Annotated in this window: 16 protein-coding genes and 1 riboswitch; of the genes, 6 read left to right on the forward strand and 10 right to left on the reverse strand. The window is 66.2% G+C overall.

Going from position 1 to position 12,402, the window contains the following annotated elements:
* The first annotated feature begins 57 nt into the window (after positions 1 to 57).
* Positions 58 to 861 carry an EAL domain-containing protein gene (locus BDI24065_RS10045; RefSeq protein ID WP_175031119.1) on the forward strand — a complete coding sequence of 268 codons (804 nt, stop codon included), beginning with the start codon at positions 58 to 60 and terminating at the stop codon, positions 859 to 861.
* 200 nt (positions 862 to 1,061) lie between these two features.
* Here the strand turns inward: BDI24065_RS10045 and BDI24065_RS10050 are convergent, their stop codons facing one another.
* Entirely contained in the window at positions 1,062 to 1,472 is a 411-nt protein-coding gene (locus BDI24065_RS10050; RefSeq protein ID WP_175031120.1) for a GFA family protein, read from the reverse strand.
* A 134-nt stretch (positions 1,473 to 1,606) separates the two neighbouring features.
* Positions 1,607 to 2,398 (reverse strand): IclR family transcriptional regulator, encoded by a 792-nt coding sequence (locus BDI24065_RS10055; protein ID WP_175031121.1) that lies wholly within the window; start codon positions 2,396 to 2,398, stop codon positions 1,607 to 1,609.
* Between the two features lie 360 nt (positions 2,399 to 2,758).
* Here BDI24065_RS10055 and BDI24065_RS10060 point away from each other — a divergent pair, with 360 nt between their 5' ends.
* Positions 2,759 to 3,946, forward strand: coding sequence for an acyl-CoA dehydrogenase (locus BDI24065_RS10060; RefSeq protein WP_175031122.1), 1,188 nt, complete (start codon positions 2,759 to 2,761; stop codon positions 3,944 to 3,946).
* A gap of 150 nt (positions 3,947 to 4,096) precedes the next feature.
* On the opposite strand, the gene BDI24065_RS10065 is transcribed toward BDI24065_RS10060, so the two are convergent.
* Positions 4,097 to 4,735 (reverse strand): peroxiredoxin, encoded by a 639-nt coding sequence (locus tag BDI24065_RS10065; protein WP_175031123.1) that lies wholly within the window; start codon positions 4,733 to 4,735, stop codon positions 4,097 to 4,099.
* Between the two features lie 318 nt (positions 4,736 to 5,053).
* Between BDI24065_RS10065 and BDI24065_RS10070 the strand changes: the two genes are divergently transcribed.
* The 3 genes from BDI24065_RS10070 (at position 5,054) to BDI24065_RS10080 (ending at position 6,356) form a co-directional block, all read left to right on the forward strand.
* Positions 5,054 to 5,356, forward strand: a complete 303-nt coding sequence (locus tag BDI24065_RS10070) for a DUF883 family protein (protein ID WP_006494044.1) — start codon at positions 5,054 to 5,056, stop codon at positions 5,354 to 5,356.
* Between the two features lie 123 nt (positions 5,357 to 5,479).
* The gene (locus tag BDI24065_RS10075) at positions 5,480 to 5,869 is read left to right on the forward strand and encodes a phage holin family protein (RefSeq protein ID WP_175031124.1); all 390 of its coding nucleotides are present in this window, start codon (positions 5,480 to 5,482) and stop codon (positions 5,867 to 5,869) included.
* Positions 5,870 to 5,912: 43 nt separating this feature from the next.
* Positions 5,913 to 6,356: a DUF3318 domain-containing protein gene (locus BDI24065_RS10080; RefSeq protein WP_175031125.1), complete on the forward strand. Its 444-nt coding sequence runs from the start codon at positions 5,913 to 5,915 to the stop codon at positions 6,354 to 6,356.
* 54 nt (positions 6,357 to 6,410) lie between these two features.
* Here BDI24065_RS10080 and BDI24065_RS10085 read toward each other — a convergent pair whose 3' ends face one another.
* From BDI24065_RS10085 to glyA, 7 genes are all read right to left on the reverse strand, one after another.
* On the reverse strand, positions 6,411 to 6,857 hold the full coding sequence (locus BDI24065_RS10085; protein ID WP_175031126.1) for a type IV pilin protein: 447 nt from the start codon (positions 6,855 to 6,857) through the stop codon (positions 6,411 to 6,413).
* A complete protein-coding gene (locus tag BDI24065_RS10090; protein WP_175031127.1) occupies positions 6,854 to 7,378 on the reverse strand; it encodes a pilus assembly protein in 525 nt (174 codons plus the stop codon). Before BDI24065_RS10090 ends, BDI24065_RS10085 begins: the two co-directional genes overlap by 4 nt.
* 140 nt (positions 7,379 to 7,518) lie before the next feature.
* Positions 7,519 to 8,352: a PilW family protein gene (locus BDI24065_RS10095; protein ID WP_175031128.1), complete on the reverse strand. Its 834-nt coding sequence runs from the start codon at positions 8,350 to 8,352 to the stop codon at positions 7,519 to 7,521.
* Positions 8,342 to 8,743, reverse strand: coding sequence for a type IV pilus modification PilV family protein (locus tag BDI24065_RS10100; RefSeq protein WP_240202091.1), 402 nt, complete (start codon positions 8,741 to 8,743; stop codon positions 8,342 to 8,344). The genes BDI24065_RS10095 and BDI24065_RS10100 overlap by 11 nt, the downstream gene beginning before the upstream one ends.
* 5 nt (positions 8,744 to 8,748) lie before the next feature.
* Complete coding sequence (locus BDI24065_RS10105) at positions 8,749 to 9,312, reverse strand: GspH/FimT family pseudopilin (protein WP_175031129.1); 564 nt, start codon at positions 9,310 to 9,312, stop codon at positions 8,749 to 8,751.
* 152 nt (positions 9,313 to 9,464) lie between these two features.
* Positions 9,465 to 9,944 carry a transcriptional regulator NrdR gene (gene nrdR / locus BDI24065_RS10110; protein WP_006476792.1) on the reverse strand — a complete coding sequence of 160 codons (480 nt, stop codon included), beginning with the start codon at positions 9,942 to 9,944 and terminating at the stop codon, positions 9,465 to 9,467.
* A gap of 6 nt (positions 9,945 to 9,950) precedes the next feature.
* Positions 9,951 to 11,198 carry a serine hydroxymethyltransferase gene (glyA, locus tag BDI24065_RS10115; protein ID WP_021157166.1) on the reverse strand — a complete coding sequence of 416 codons (1,248 nt, stop codon included), beginning with the start codon at positions 11,196 to 11,198 and terminating at the stop codon, positions 9,951 to 9,953.
* Positions 11,199 to 11,335: 137 nt separating this feature from the next.
* Positions 11,336 to 11,436: riboswitch (ZMP/ZTP riboswitch) on the reverse strand.
* Between the two features lie 180 nt (positions 11,437 to 11,616).
* Here glyA and BDI24065_RS10120 point away from each other — a divergent pair.
* Positions 11,617 to 12,363 (forward strand): SDR family NAD(P)-dependent oxidoreductase, encoded by a 747-nt coding sequence (locus tag BDI24065_RS10120; RefSeq protein WP_175031230.1) that lies wholly within the window; start codon positions 11,617 to 11,619, stop codon positions 12,361 to 12,363.
* The last annotated feature ends 39 nt before the right edge of the window (positions 12,364 to 12,402 follow it).

The raw sequence follows: 12,402 nt of genomic DNA on the forward strand, positions 1-12,402 counted from the left end.
TGCTAATATCAAGCTACGAGGCGGCCCGTTCGGCCGCCGTTTTTCCTTCTTACGCCGATGATTCCGCCCACCATTCCCGAGCTGGTCGCCCGTGCCGGGCAACTGCCGTATCTGCGGGATCACCTCGCGCTCGCCGATGGCGGCACCGCAAGCGCGAACCTGCCCGAGCGCACGCTCGGCAGCGCCTACGAACCGATCTACGACGTGACGATGCCCGGTGCGCCGCAATCGACGTCGTTCGCCGACGCGATCGAGCGCTATGGCGACGAGCTCGGCTTCCAGGCCGTCACGCTGGTGACGGGTGCGCCGCACGATCCGGTCGACTCGGCCGTCGACGACCAGACGCTCGTCGCGATCGACCGCCTGTCGCGCTCGCTGCACGCGATCAACTTCTTCGGCGCACAGCGCCACGGGCTGCTGTTCCTGCGCGTGCACGAACGGCTGCTGAAGAGCGTGAAGTACGACCACGGCAAGCATTTCTCGTCGGTGCTGCAGCGCTTCGGGCTGCCGACCGAGCGGATCGTGATCGAGTTGCCGGCGGTCGCGGTCGCGCACAAGACCTTCCTCGGCTACCTGACACGCAGCTACCAGCATCACGGCTTCAAGGTCGCGGACAAGCTGCCCGACCCCGGCCGCATCCTCGCGGTCGAATCGGAGATGGCACGCCCTGACTACATCAAGATGGATGCGGGCATCGCGTTGCGCGACGGGATGGTCAAGGCGCTCGTCGCGTATGCGCAGCGCGTGCGGATTCCGCTGATCTTCGACGGCGTCGTCGACGAAACGCAGTGCGAGCTGCTGCGCCAGCACGACGTGCGGTTCATGCAGGGGCCCGTGTTTGCGAAGGTCGTGACGGCCTGAGCCTGAGTGGATGAGGTGATCCGCTTACGCGGGGCGTCGCGTGCCGAATGTGGAATGCAGGTGATGTGACCGTGGATCAGGTCGCCCGGCTTGACCCGTCGCCCGATATGCGGCGGGTTGGTGTCGGCCTCTTGGAAAGACCGGCTTCGCGGGCGCGTACGCGCCTCGTTTCCGGCACGGTCAGTGCCGACGGCTACCGCTTACGCTCTTCCGCCATCGTCGTACTTGGGCAGATCGTCACCGATCTCGATGCCCGGGAAACGATCCCCATACCAGACATGCCAGGCCGGGCGTAGCCGCGACGATTCGTCGAGCGTCGCGTAATTGATCTCGACCGTCTTGGGTGCATCGCTAAGCCGGTATTCGAGCTGCGCGCCGCAACGGCCGCAGAAGCGCCGCTCGCCCCACGCGCTCGACGCATAGACCGTCGGCTCCCCTTGCAGGTAAGCGAATGCGTCGATCGGCACCGATGCCGATGCGACGACCGCAGCGCCGGTCGTGCGCTGGCAGAGCCGGCAGTGGCAAAAACCGGCGTCGGCCGGCACATGGGCGATCCGGTACCGAATCGCGCCACATGCGCACCCGCCTTCCATCGGTTCCGCGCGAGACATGGCCAACCTCTTCGTCGGTGAGCAGGCGAACGATCATGCGCGCGGTGCGCCTGCGGCACAACCGGCGGCTGCGGTACTACTCTCGTGCGTTACCGCCCGCACCGGCGACCGAACCCGTACCGCCCGCCGTGTGCTCAGGCCGTCTGCCCGAGCCGCTGCGCGAGCGCCCTCAGCTTCGGCCCGACCTGCGTACGGAACACGTCCTCGTCCATCGACGATGCGGGGCCGCTGCAGCTCAGGATCAGCCAGCGCCCCTCGCGCGGCTCGCGAAACGGCACGGCCGCCGCGTTGACGTCCAGGTGCCACGCGCGGAACGAATAGCAACAACCACCCGCCGAGAACTCGGCCACCGCTTGCTGCGCGGCCGCGACGAGCGCATCGGCGTCGGCCGCGCCGCCGGCTGCACGATGCAGCTCCGCATAGAGCGCGCGGCGCACGTCCTCCGGCTGCACGGCCAGGTACGCGCGCCCCATCGAGCTCGTCAGCATCGACAGCCGCGAGCCGGGCGCAAGCCCGAGCGTCAGCGCGGTCTCGCTGCGGATAGTCTCCAGATAGATCATGTCGAGCCCGTCGCGGCAGCCGAGCGACACGGCCGCGCCGATGTCGCGCGCGAGCGCCTGCATGTGCGGCCGCGCGAGGTCGATCGTCCCCGAACCCGACAGCAGCGCGTAGCCGAGCGACAGCACGCCGGCGTCGAGCGCATACTTTCCGAGCGTCTCGTCGTAGCGCAGGTAGCCGAGCACGGTCAGCGTGTAAGCGAGCCGGTTCACGGTCGCCTTTGGCAGCCCCGTGCGCTCCGCGAAGTCGCGGTTGCCGAGCATCGTCTCGCCCGGCCGGAATGCGCGCAGCAGGTCGAGCCCGCGCGCGAGCGCGACGACGAACTTGCGTTCGTCGATCATGGTTTCGTCGATGGTTGAAAGTGTCATCTGGTGCTACACTGGGTTCGATTTGCAAAACATTGTTCCGCACAGCGGAACTTCCGTCAAGCAAACTCTCAGGCAAGAAACCCGGCTGAATCAGGGACCGACCGTAAAGCATGGGACCCGGGCAAGCGCTGAAGTGCTAACTCAGGTTGACCGCAAAGCATGGGACCCGAGTAAGCGCTAAAGCGCTAACTCAGGCCGACCGCAAAGCATGGGACCCGAGTAAGCGCCGAAGCGCCACCTCGGGCCGACCGCAAAGCATGGGACCCGAGTAAGCGCTGAAGCGCCACCTCGGGTCGACCGCAAAGCATGGGACCCGAGTAAGCGCTGAAGCGCTAACTCGGGTCGACAGGAGATGAGACGATGAGTGCTGCAACTTTTCATTGGGACGATCCGCTGCTGCTCAACCAGCAACTGACCGAAGAAGAGCGGATGGTGCGCGACGCCGCGCAGGCTTACGCGCAAGACAAGCTCGCGCCGCGCGTGACCGAAGCGTTCCGCCACGAGCGCACCGACGCCGAAATCTTCCGCGAAATGGGCGAAGTCGGCCTGCTCGGCCCGACGATTCCCGAGGAATACGGCGGCCCCGGCCTCAATTACGTGAGCTACGGCTTGATCGCCCGCGAAGTCGAGCGCGTCGATTCGGGCTACCGGTCGATGATGTCCGTTCAGTCGTCGCTCGTGATGGTGCCGATCTACGAATTCGGCTCCGACGCGCAGAAGCAGAAATACCTGCCGAAGCTCGCCACCGGCGAATGGATCGGCTGCTTCGGGCTGACCGAGCCGAACCACGGCTCCGACCCGGGCAGCATGGTCACCCGCGCGAAGAAGGTGCCCGGCGGCTACTCGCTGTCCGGCGCGAAGATGTGGATCACGAACTCGCCGATCGCCGACGTGTTCGTCGTGTGGGCAAAGCTGGAAGAGAACGGCAAGGACGCGATCCGCGGCTTCATCCTCGAGAAAGGCTGGAAGGGCCTGTCGGCGCCCACGATCCACGGCAAGGTCGGGCTGCGCGCATCGATCACCGGCGAAATCGTCCTCGACGAGGTGTTCGTACCGGAAGAGAACCTGATGCCGAACGTGAGTGGCCTGCGCGGCCCGTTCACCTGCCTGAACTCGGCGCGCTACGGGATCGCATGGGGCGCGCTGGGCGCCGCCGAATCCTGCTGGCACACCGCGCGCCAGTACGTGCTCGACCGCCAGCAGTTCGGCCGGCCGCTCGCCGCGAACCAGCTGATCCAGAAGAAGCTCGCGGACATGCAGACCGAAATCACGCTCGGCCTGCAAGGCGTGCTGCGCCTCGGCCGGATGAAGGACGAAGGCACGGCGGCCGTCGAGATCACGTCGATCATGAAGCGCAACTCGTGCGGCAAGGCGCTCGACATCGCCCGGCTCGCGCGTGACATGCTCGGCGGCAACGGCATCTCCGACGAATTCGGCGTCGCGCGCCACCTCGTGAACCTCGAAGTGGTCAACACGTACGAAGGCACGCACGACATCCACGCGCTGATCCTCGGCCGCGCACAGACAGGCATCCAGGCGTTCTTCTGATCGTCCCGGTGCGGCGCGTGCGGCAGTCATGCCGTGCCGCTCACGCGCAAAAGACACGGCCCGCCCGGCATGACTGCCGGGCGGGCCGTGTTTCATCGGATCCGCGCGCCGGGCCGTCGGCCCGGTACCGCGTTCCTCTGCAGCCGATGTTTACTTGTTCGGCTGCGGCGTCAGACGCAGATACGGACGCACCGCGTTGAAGCCCTTCGGGAAGCGCTTCTTCAGCTCTTCCGGATCCTGCAGCGACGGCACGATCACGACGTCGTCGCCATCCTTCCAGTTGCCGGGCGTCGCGACCTTGTAGTTGTCGGTCAGCTGCAGCGAGTCGATCACGCGCAGCACTTCGTCGAAGTTGCGCCCCGTGCTGGCCGGGTACGTGATGGTGAGCCGCACCTTCTTGTTCGGGTCGATCACGAACAGCGAACGCACCGTCAGCGTTTCGTTCGCGTTCGGGTGGATCATGTCGTACAGCTGCGAAACCTTGCGGTCCGCATCGGCGATGATCGGAAAGCCGACGACCGTCGCTTGCGTTTCGTTGATGTCGTTGATCCAGCCCTTGTGCGATTCGACACCGTCGACCGACAGCGCGATCACCTTCACGTTGCGCTTCTCGAATTCGCCCTTCAGCTTCGAGGTCAGCCCGAGTTCGGTCGTGCACACCGGCGTGTAGTCTGCCGGGTGGGAGAACAGGACACCCCAGCTGTTGCCCAGCCACTCGTGAAACTTGATCGTGCCCAGGCTCGATTCCTGCTCGAAATCCGGTGCGATGTCGCCAAGACGCAGACTCATGATGTTCCCTCCTCGAACGATGCTGGTTGAAACCGCGCCCGGGTCGGCGCGGGAAAGTCTGTCAGCTTACGGGAAGCAATGGGGCGTGCGAACGATTATTCCGTTTGATATTCATACTTTTTTGTCATTTTTGCGCGGTGTCGGCGCCGGACGGGCGCCCACGCGGGAAACTTTTCACCCCGTTTGCCGCTCTGTGAATGATTACAAGTCGTTTACCATGCGGTCTTGCACTGCCGTCGTGTGTCTTCCCGGCTCGCCAGCAGGCAGGCGTTTCGCTAGGATGTGAACCTGCAGCATGACAGCACGATGGGAGTTGCAATGTCGGAAATCAACAAGGAGAAACTGATGTCGGATATCAAAACCGTTCTCTCGGACGCCGAAGACCTGCTCAAGCAAGCTGCGAGCAGCACGGGCGACCGTGCGGCCGAGCTGCGCGAGAAAGCCATGTCGCGCCTGAAGCAGGCCAAGGAAAAGGCAGCCGACGTCCAGGTCGTGGTGGTCGAGAAAGGCAAGAAGGCCGCACGCGCGACCGACGATTACGTGCACGAGCATCCGTGGACGTCGATCGGCGTCGCCGCCGGCGTCGGCGTGCTGATCGGCCTGCTGATCAACCGCAAGTAACGCGCCCTGCGCCGTTTCGTCCCGTTGGCCGCGTCGCGCGGCCTACGGGCGTCGAAGCCAGCCGGCGGTTTCCGCCGGCCGGCTTTGTCCTAGCTGCACACTGCACGCGCACGCACCTCACCCATGACGACAGACACCACCTCGCAGCCGTCCGGCCAAGGACCGCTGCGCCGCCTCGTCGGCTCCGCGATCGGCCTTCTGCAAACGCGCCTCGAACTGGTGGGCATCGAGCTTGCCGAGGAGAAGGAGCGCCTGATGGGCGTGCTGTTCCTCGGGCTCGCCGCGATGATGCTCGCCACGATGGCACTCATCAGCCTGACCGTACTCGTCGCGATCGCGTTCTGGGATACCTACCGCTGGCAGTCGCTTGCGGCGATCACCGCGCTGTATGCCACTGGCGGCATCGTATGCGCACTGAAGGCCCGCTCGGGCCTGCGCGATGCGCCGACCGTATTCGAGGCAACGCTCGCCGAACTCGAGAAAGACCGCGAACTGTTCCGCAGCAAGCCGTGAACGCAGTCCCGTTCACCCCTCCCACCTACTTCGCCGACGCGCCATGAGCCAGAACATCACGGGCAACTCACCCCGCTCCCATTCGTCGCGATCGAACTGGAGCGCGTCGCAGCATCGCGCGCTCCGCAAGGAACTGCTGATCCTGCGATCCGAAGTCGAGCGGCTCGAACTCGCGGAAGCCGCCGGCGAAATGCGCCAGGCCGTCACGCGCTTCAGCTGGCTCAAGGTGTTTATCCCCGGCCTGTCCACCAACAAGTTCAGCCAGTCCGCCAAGAACCTGAACGCGAGCTTCGGCCAGCTCGTCAACCAGTATCCGATGCTGAGTTCGCTCGCATCGCTCGTGCTCGCCAAACCCGTTCGCTCGCTGCTGCGCGCGAGCGCGGGGCCCGCGCTGAAGTGGGGCACCCTCGGTTTCGCTGCATGGGAGGTCTACCGGATCTGGAAGCAGTCCCGCGACGAGCGCGGGCTCGACACGCACGACGACTGACCGTCGGCATCCTGCGCGCACGGCCACGCGCCGTGGCGCGCCTTCTTTGCGATCTCAACGCACACCCCAGCACGCCGCGATCTGCCCGTCGGCGCCGTCACTTCGCACATTGCCTTTCGCCCCGTCCGCGCGCAGCGTGAATGCGCCGCATGCATCGTCGTGCATCGGGCCCGTGTCGAGCGGGATGGCTTGCAGTTCATAGCTCACCGGTGAATCGCCACCGTCCGGCCGCGTAAGCGCCAATCGATAGATCGCGCGCCCGTCCGGCGGCGCTTGCGTGAGCGCCAACGGCAATGCCGAAGGCAGTACACCCTCCCGTGTTTCGAGATATTGGGCCGCCCGGTAAAGCGCGGCAACCGCCGACGCGCGATGAACGCGCACGACATGCTCGCGATACGACGGGATGCCCCATCCGGCCAGCACCGCGACGATCGCGAGCACGATCATCAGCTCGATCAGCGTGAATCCCGCCGCGCGGTATACGGATGGGCGACCGTTCATCGAAGCACCGTTGCGACGTGACGCCAGTGCAAGGCGACGATATGGCCGTCGCGGATCGCGACCTGATGCTGCAGCCAGACGGCACTCGATGCATGCGCACCGACGCCGCGCGCGGTGACGACGTATGCGCGACGGCCGGCCGGCCCTGCTCCGCGCCACGCTTCGATCAGGCATCGTGGCGGTTGCGCAGCCATCGGCCATCCGGCGAATGGCGCAAACGCTTCGGCGGCCGCCAGCATCGGCATGCGCCGCCACGCATCGGGCTCCGCATGCGAGTCGCCTTCGCTCACGTAGGGTGCCGAACCCCGTCGCAATCGCGCAGTGCACGCAGCAAGCGCGGCATCGGCCGCGTGGAATGCGATCAACCGATCGGACAATGCACGCGTGCGGCGCGATTCCGTCAGTGCGGCTTCGAACCACGTGCCAGTCAGCGCCGCGACCGCTGCGCCAACCGCGATCACCGCTGGCAATGCGAGGCCCGCGTCGCGACGCCAATCGCGGCTGAACGATCGCAACCGCATGTGCGGCGCTCGCCGGCCCGCTGCCAGTGCCTCCGCACCTGCGGCCTGCCGCGGTTCGCCGTCGTTTGTCGCGATACGCTCATGCGTGATGTCTGCCGCAATCCATCGCGACCTCTCCCGCGCGGACTGCCCCGCCCCGTTCATCGCAGTACCTCGCGTTCATCCGTCGCATCGCGCGACTTATCGTCGAATACGCGCGCGGAATTCCTCAACGCGACGATGCGATCGAGCGTCAGGCGCGCGCGGCCGTCTTGCGCAACGACAGTGCGACCGTCGCAGTCGACGTGCCGTGCCGGCTCACCCGCCGGTTCGCCGCGTGCACGCACGCAGACATGCACGGCCACGACATCGCGCCAGTCGTCGCCCGGGATTGCATCGGCGGCGACGAACTGCGTGCCGCCCCGACGAAGATAGCGCACCCGCAACTGATCGATTCCCGACACGACCGGCTGCGGCGTGCCCGGACGGCCGCTTCCTTCGCAATACAGTTCCGGTTCGCCCGTCGACGGACTGACATGCACATCGAAGCGGTTCTCCACCGGCGCAGGTTCGCCGGACACGCCGACACCCTGACCGAGGCAATCCGACACCTGGCCGCTAACGGTGAGCCACGTCGACACGGCATCGCCGACATACCGGATCAGCAAAGCGTCCGACGCACCGCGTGCGGGCTCGCACCGTACCTGCGCGCCCTCTCCCCTCACACGCGCCATCGAACAGCCGAACACGGGTGGCAACGACGACACGCCTTCCACATCGAGCGGCCGGAATCCGGCCATCTGGATCTGCTGGCCGATCAGCATCAGTGCGGTGCCGGCCGCATCCCGCATCCGGAACCCGTCGTCCGCGCGCCGCTGTGCGACGCGCTGCGCGTGGTACAGCGCACCGGCAGCCGCGAGCACGAGCAGACCGACGGTCATCGCAATCAACACCTCAAGCAACGTATGTGCACGCGTACGGCGATCAGCGTTCATCGGCGTCAGTCTCCCGATACGGAATCCGGACGCACGACGGCGGCTGCGCCGCCTCTCCCGCCGCTTCGCATTGCGGCCCGCTCGCCGCATTGACGCCGCGCCACCCGACAACCGTGTAGCGGACGCCATCCGGCCCGTCACCACGCGTCACCGCGCCACCGGGCAGCGACGACGCGGCCCGCGCCGCGAGGCCATCGTCGGCCTCCTCTGCTACGTGCAAACGCTCGATACGCGCATCGGCCAGCCACAACGCGCGTTCACGCCAGATCGTCGCGCGCTGCGCACGCGCCATCGCAAGCTGACTACCCGCTACAGCCAGCATCACGGTCGCGAGCAGCGCGATGGCCAGCATCGCTTCGATCAGCGACGTGCCGCGCATTATGTTGCGCATGACGCTCACGCCGCGTCACAACGGCCGGCGACAACCCGTGCCCGGCCGCCTGCCGCGATCCGCACGCAACGCGATGCATGCGCGCCGTCGGCTCCCGACACGTCGCGTCGCGGACGCAGTTCGAAGCGCCGGATGCCACCGATTGCCTGACCGACCGGCGGTGCGAACGCGAGATCGTGCGCGGCACCCGTGACGGCCACTTCGGCATCGCGCGGATAGCGCCGCAGCACGCGTGACTGCCCGTCGACCTGCCCGCTGACGATCCAGTCGCACGACCATTCGGCCGGATCGCACCGCTCACCCGCGCGCAGGCAAGTGCTGCCGCTCCCGGCCCGGCACAGCGTGACGCGCACGCCGAGACGCGTCGCCTCGGTACGTGCGAACGACAGCGCGCCGAGCAACGCACGCGAGCGTGCATCCACGCGTTCGCGCATGCGCCACTGGTCGAACGCGGGCGCCGCATGAAGCGCGAGCCCGGCCGCCAGCGAGATGGCGACCATCAGCTCGACGAGCGTGAACCCGCCCGAGCGTCGCAATACATTTTTCAGGGGTTGAGCGTGCAGTCCCATCGCAGTCGTCCTTCGCCAAGGTGATGCGACGACTGTAGCGATGCGTGCGGAAGCGCACCATTTGCCGAACGGCCGACTGGCGGCATGCGATCGCGACCGACACAATCGGCGCGAACTGACCAACGGAGAAGACGATGAACGGACGCAGCGCGTCAGCGCTTACGCGGAGTCTTGGCGGGAGAGGCGCGACGGAACTCTTCGATCACGTCGGCAAATTCGGAAACGTCCTCGAACCGGCGATACACCGATGCGAAGCGGACATAAGCGATCGTATCGAGGCCGCGCAACTCGTTCATCACGAGTTCGCCGAGCTTCTCGCTACGCACTTCGCGCTCGCCTGTCGCGAGCAGTTGATATTCGATGCGGGCGACCGCCGCGTCGATCGCATCGGCAGCAACCGGCCGCTTGCGCAGCGCGAGTTGCATGCTGGCGACGATCTTGCGACGGTCGAATTCCGTGCGGCTGCCGTCCTTCTTCACGACGAACGGCAGGGACAGCTCGACCCGCTCGTACGTCGTGAAGCGCTTGTCGCAAGCCGAGCAGCGACGGCGCCGCCGGATCGCGGCGCCATCTTCGGACACGCGCGAGTCCACGACCTGCGTGTCGTCATGCCGGCAGAACGGGCAGCGCATCGTCGATCAGCGATAGACCGGGAAACGCTTGGTCAGCTCGGCGACCTGCGCGCGCACGCGCTCGATCGTCGCTGCATCTTCCGGGTTGTCCAGCACGTCCGCGATCAGGTTGCCCACCTGCTCCGCTTCCGCCGGACCGAAGCCGCGCGTCGTCATCGCCGGCGAACCCAGGCGCACGCCGCTCGTCACGAACGGCTTTTCCGGATCGTTCGGGATCGCGTTCTTGTTCACCGTGATGTGTGCCGCGCCCAGCGCTGCTTCCGCCGCCTTGCCGGTGATGTTCTTCGCGCGCAGGTCCACCAGCATCACGTGGCTTTCCGTGCGGCCCGACACGATCCGCAGGCCACGCTTCACCAGCGTTTCAGCCAGCACGCGTGCGTTCTCGACCACCTTCTCCTGGTACGCCTTGAACTCCGGCGACAGCGCTTCCTTGAACGCCACCGCCTTGCCCGCGATCACGTGCATCAGCGGGCCGCCCTGGATGCCCGGGAAGATCGCCGAGTTGATCGGCTTCTCGTACTCGGCCTTCATCAGGATCACGCCGCCGCGCGGGCCGCGCAGGCTCTTGTGCGTCGTTGTCGTCACGAAGTCCGCGTGCGGCACCGGGTTCGGGTACACGCCTGCCGCGATCAGGCCCGCGTAGTGGGCCATGTCGACCATCAGGTACGCGCCGACCGACTTCGCGATCTTCGCCAGACGTTCGAAATCGATCTTCAGCGAGAACGCCGACGCGCCCGCGACGATCAGCTTCGGCTTGTGTTCCTGTGCCAGCTTTTCGGCCGCTTCGTAGTCGATGTCTTCGTTTTCGTTCAGGCCGTAGCTCACCACATTGAACCACTTGCCCGACATGTTTACGGGCGAGCCGTGCGTCAGGTGGCCACCGTGCGCGAGGCTCATGCCCATGATCGTGTCGCCCGGCTTGAGCATCGCGAAGAACACGCCCTGGTTCGCCTGCGAACCCGAGTTCGGCTGCACGTTCGCGGCTTCCGCGCCGAACAGCTGCTTCACGCGGTCGATCGCCAGCTGCTCGACGACGTCGACGTATTCGCAACCGCCGTAGTAGCGCTTGCCCGGATACCCTTCCGCGTACTTGTTCGTGAGTTGCGAGCCCTGCGCGGCCATCACGGCCGGGCTCGTGTAGTTTTCCGACGCGATCAGCTCGATGTGATCTTCCTGGCGGCGGTTTTCCTGCTCGATCGCGGCAAAGATTTCGGGATCGACGTTCGCAATGGTGCTTTGGGCTCTGTCAAACATACGGTTTCCGTTAAGTGTGTACAGGTTGACCGGAGCGGCCGAGTACGGTGCGCTGCTGGCGGAACCAGCTCGACGTGGCGGAAGAATCCGTATGACGCGAGGCAGGACAGCCACCGGCGATGCACGCGACGGCGCACAACGGCTGCCCAGGCGAACGGCAAAAACGGCGCCCCGCGCTTCACGGTGGGATGCTCCACCTTGAACCCGAAGGGTTCTATCGCCAGTCACGCGGGGGTGATGAGCGCGTTAGTGTATTGGATGCGTCATGAATAGGCAACCGCACGGCGGTGCGCCGGAAGCAATTGGGGCCAGACTCTACGCGCCCGTGCCGGAACGCTTTGCCGCCTTGCCGCGGTGCGGCAATCTCAGTAGGCTTGCGGGAGTCCACCCGCTATTTTGTCATCGACCAGGAGCAGCAATGATCGTGTTCGTCACAGGCGCGTCCGCCGGCTTCGGCGCCGCCATCGCCCGTGCCTTCGTCAAGGGAGGCCACCGCGTCGTCGCGACTGCGCGCCGCAAGGATCGTCTCGATGCGCTCGCCGCCGAACTCGGCGATTCCCTTCTGCCGTTCGAGCTCGACGTACGCGATCGCGCGGCCGTCGAGGCCGTGCCGGCCGCCCTTCCCGCCGAATTCGCAGCACTCGACGTGCTCGTCAACAACGCCGGCCTCGCGCTCGGCGTCGAGCCGGCCCAGAAGGCCAGTCTCGACGAATGGCACACGATGATCGACACGAACTGCACCGGCCTCGTCACGGTCACGCACGCGCTGCTGCCCGGCATGATCGATCGTGGCCGCGGTCACATCTTCAATCTCGGATCGGTCGCGGGTTCGTACCCTTATGCAGGCGGCAACGTCTACGGCGCGACCAAGGCTTTCGTCCGACAATTCAGCCTGAACCTGCGCGCCGACCTGCTCGGCACGCCGCTGCGCGTCACCGACATCGAGCCGGGCCTGTGCGGCGGCACCGAATTTTCGAACATCCGCTATCGCGGCGACGACGCAAAAGCAGCGAACGTCTACAACAATGTCCAGCCGCTGATGCCCGAGGACATCGCCGACACGATCTACTGGATCGCGACGCGCCCGGCGCATGTCAACGTCAACACGATCGAGCTGATGCCGATCGCACAGGCACCCGGCGGCCCGACCGTCCACCGCGGCTGAAGTCACGCGGGCCCGGCCCCTGCGGGCCGGTCCGCAGTG

This window comes from Burkholderia lata (assembly GCF_902499025.1).
Lineage (GTDB): Bacteria > Pseudomonadota > Gammaproteobacteria > Burkholderiales > Burkholderiaceae > Burkholderia > Burkholderia lata_C.

Coding starts and splice junctions, on each gene's coding strand:
- BDI24065_RS10085 (WP_175031126.1), bottom strand. CDS start 6,857: ATGAACGGTCGCCCATCCGTATACCGCGCGGCGGGATTCACGCTGATC.
- BDI24065_RS10090 (WP_175031127.1), bottom strand. CDS start 7,378: ATGCGGTTGCGATCGTTCAGCCGCGATTGGCGTCGCGACGCGGGCCTC.
- BDI24065_RS10080 (WP_175031125.1), top strand. CDS start 5,913: ATGAGCCAGAACATCACGGGCAACTCACCCCGCTCCCATTCGTCGCGA.
- BDI24065_RS10070 (WP_006494044.1), top strand. CDS start 5,054: ATGTCGGAAATCAACAAGGAGAAACTGATGTCGGATATCAAAACCGTT.
- BDI24065_RS10120 (WP_175031230.1), top strand. CDS start 11,617: ATGATCGTGTTCGTCACAGGCGCGTCCGCCGGCTTCGGCGCCGCCATC.
- BDI24065_RS10100 (WP_240202091.1), bottom strand. CDS start 8,743: ATGCGCAACATAATGCGCGGCACGTCGCTGATCGAAGCGATGCTGGCC.
- nrdR (WP_006476792.1), bottom strand. CDS start 9,944: ATGCGCTGCCCGTTCTGCCGGCATGACGACACGCAGGTCGTGGACTCG.
- glyA (WP_021157166.1), bottom strand. CDS start 11,198: ATGTTTGACAGAGCCCAAAGCACCATTGCGAACGTCGATCCCGAAATC.
- BDI24065_RS10095 (WP_175031128.1), bottom strand. CDS start 8,352: ATGAACGCTGATCGCCGTACGCGTGCACATACGTTGCTTGAGGTGTTG.
- BDI24065_RS10050 (WP_175031120.1), bottom strand. CDS start 1,472: ATGTCTCGCGCGGAACCGATGGAAGGCGGGTGCGCATGTGGCGCGATT.
- BDI24065_RS10045 (WP_175031119.1), top strand. CDS start 58: ATGATTCCGCCCACCATTCCCGAGCTGGTCGCCCGTGCCGGGCAACTG.
- BDI24065_RS10075 (WP_175031124.1), top strand. CDS start 5,480: ATGACGACAGACACCACCTCGCAGCCGTCCGGCCAAGGACCGCTGCGC.
- BDI24065_RS10060 (WP_175031122.1), top strand. CDS start 2,759: ATGAGTGCTGCAACTTTTCATTGGGACGATCCGCTGCTGCTCAACCAG.
- BDI24065_RS10105 (WP_175031129.1), bottom strand. CDS start 9,312: ATGGGACTGCACGCTCAACCCCTGAAAAATGTATTGCGACGCTCGGGC.
- BDI24065_RS10065 (WP_175031123.1), bottom strand. CDS start 4,735: ATGAGTCTGCGTCTTGGCGACATCGCACCGGATTTCGAGCAGGAATCG.
- BDI24065_RS10055 (WP_175031121.1), bottom strand. CDS start 2,398: ATGACACTTTCAACCATCGACGAAACCATGATCGACGAACGCAAGTTC.